This is a genomic window from Peribacillus sp. NPDC056705, from assembly GCF_043656335.1.
This window is the reverse complement of record NZ_JBHTYI010000135.1, coordinates 1-1,845: the sequence shown is the minus strand read 5'-3', so window position 1 is coordinate 1,845 and position 1,845 is coordinate 1. Positions and strand designations below refer to the sequence as shown.

The 1,845-nt window shown below is 50.5% G+C and carries 4 protein-coding genes; all 4 read left to right on the top strand.

Annotated features, from left to right (window positions below; all coding sequences use genetic code 11):
• Positions 1–429: XkdQ/YqbQ family protein (locus ACFRAK_RS28220; protein ID WP_483878293.1), on the top strand; the 429-nt coding region annotated here is incomplete at its 5' end.
• A gap of 7 nt (positions 430–436) precedes the next feature.
• The gene (locus tag ACFRAK_RS28215; protein WP_394573070.1) at positions 437–733 is read left to right on the top strand and encodes a DUF2577 domain-containing protein; all 297 of its coding nucleotides are present in this window, start codon (positions 437–439) and stop codon (positions 731–733) included.
• Positions 730–1,143 (top strand): DUF2634 domain-containing protein, encoded by a 414-nt coding sequence (locus ACFRAK_RS28210; protein ID WP_394573069.1) that lies wholly within the window; start codon positions 730–732, stop codon positions 1,141–1,143. The genes ACFRAK_RS28215 and ACFRAK_RS28210 overlap by 4 nt, the downstream gene beginning before the upstream one ends.
• A partial coding sequence (locus ACFRAK_RS28205; protein ID WP_394573068.1) for a baseplate J/gp47 family protein occupies positions 1,136–1,845 on the top strand: 710 nt, incomplete at its 3' end. The genes ACFRAK_RS28210 and ACFRAK_RS28205, both read left to right, overlap by 8 nt.

Sequence of the window (1,845 nt, the reverse complement as noted above, 5' to 3'; positions counted from 1 at the left end):
CTGCTGATGCTGGCCGTAGGGGAAGACAGCCTGATGACGGATTTTTCATATAAAAAGAGCATCGACAACGATACGTACAATCGCATCAAAGTCGTGCGCGACAATAAGCAGACGGGGAAGCGAGACGTGTATATGTATCAGCATGGGCAGAACATCGCGCAGTGGGGCTTGCTTCAGTTGTATGAGGTCGCAGATGAGAACATGAACCCGGCCCAATTGAAGCAGCTTGCCCAGAACTTATTGGAGTTGAAAAACAAGGAACATCAGACGCTCTCGATCGAGGCAATCGGTGATCTGCGAGTCCGTGCGGGACATACGATCTACGTCAACCTGCCCGAAGAAGGCTTGAAGCCATATCTGATCGATGAGTGCAAGCATAAGTTCGGAGGCGGAACGCATACGATGTCGCTGAATATGAAGGTGGTGTAAGCAATAGATGCTGGATATTATCAAAAAAGCCAGTCTCAGCGCCGTGGGAAGTACCAATCCGGTGGCGGTGCAGTATGGCACAGTTACATCGATTCATCCTCTGGAGGTAAACGTGGATCAGCGTTTTAGCCTGACGGAGGATTTTTTGGTTGTGGGGGAGTCGATGACGGAATACAAGCTCACAATCGGCGGTGAAGAGTATATCATTCGCAAAGGACTTTCGATCGGGGATACTGTGCTGCTCATTCGTTACCAGGGCGGACAGACGTACCTTGTGCTGGATCGGTTGGTGAAGCCATCATGATTCCGCAGGGAGGAACGATTGAGCCAGAGCGTGAGATGGTCGAGACATTGGAGCAGCCTAGCCTGACGTATCGTTTGGATCTGGAGAATGGGACGATATCCGGTCACATCGACGGTCTTGAAGCGGTGAAGCAGGCGGTTGTCAAAATACTTCAAACCCGCCGTTTTGCGCATCTGATCTACAGTAGCAACTATGGTCAGGAACTGGACTCCGTCATCGGGCGCGACCCGCTGTGGGCGTATGCCGAGATCGAGCGGCACATAAAGGAAGCACTGCTACAAGATGACCGGATTATGTCGGTGGATGAGATGAACATTACATTTTCGGGTGAGCAGGCCATGGCTGAATTCACGGTCCGAAGTATGTATGGCGCTTTTCATATGACGAAGGAGGTGAGGAAGGATGGTTGAGGAACAGACGTATGAAGCGATTCTCGAGCGGATGCTGGATCGAATACCAGATGGCATGGACAAACGAGAGGGTAGCGTCATTTATGATGCGTTGGCACCTGCGGCTGCGGAGTTGGCTCAGATTTATGTTCAGTTGGAATTAAATGCAAATCAACGATTCCCGGATACTGCATCAGGCGAGTATCTTGACCGAGCGATTGCTTGGGCAGATGTGAAACGGAAGCAAGCCAGTAAAGCGCAGCTAAGAGGTGTGTTTTACAACGCCTCCAATGAATTGATAGATGTCCCAATCGGTAGTCGCTTTTCCCTAGGAGAACTTAACTATGTTGTAACAGAACGTTTGTCGCTCGGAAACTTCCGTGTGGATTGTGAAACGGCAGGTGCAGAAGGGAATCGGTATTTCGGTCCACTGCTGCCCATTAACTATATACCGGGTCTTGGTCGTGGAGAACTTACCGAACTGTTGACTCCTGGTGAGGATACAGAAGAGGACCATGTTCTGTATGAAAGGTATCAAGAAAAGGTATCTCGGCCCATCACGTCGGGCAATCGCTATCAATATGAGTTATGGGCAAGAGAAATTACAGGTGTGGGCCGGGCGAGAGCGTTCCCGGAGTGTGATGGTCCAGGGACGGTGAAGGTAGTGCTATTGGATAACGACATGCGTTCCCCGTTACAAACGGTTGTGGAAGCAGCTCAAGT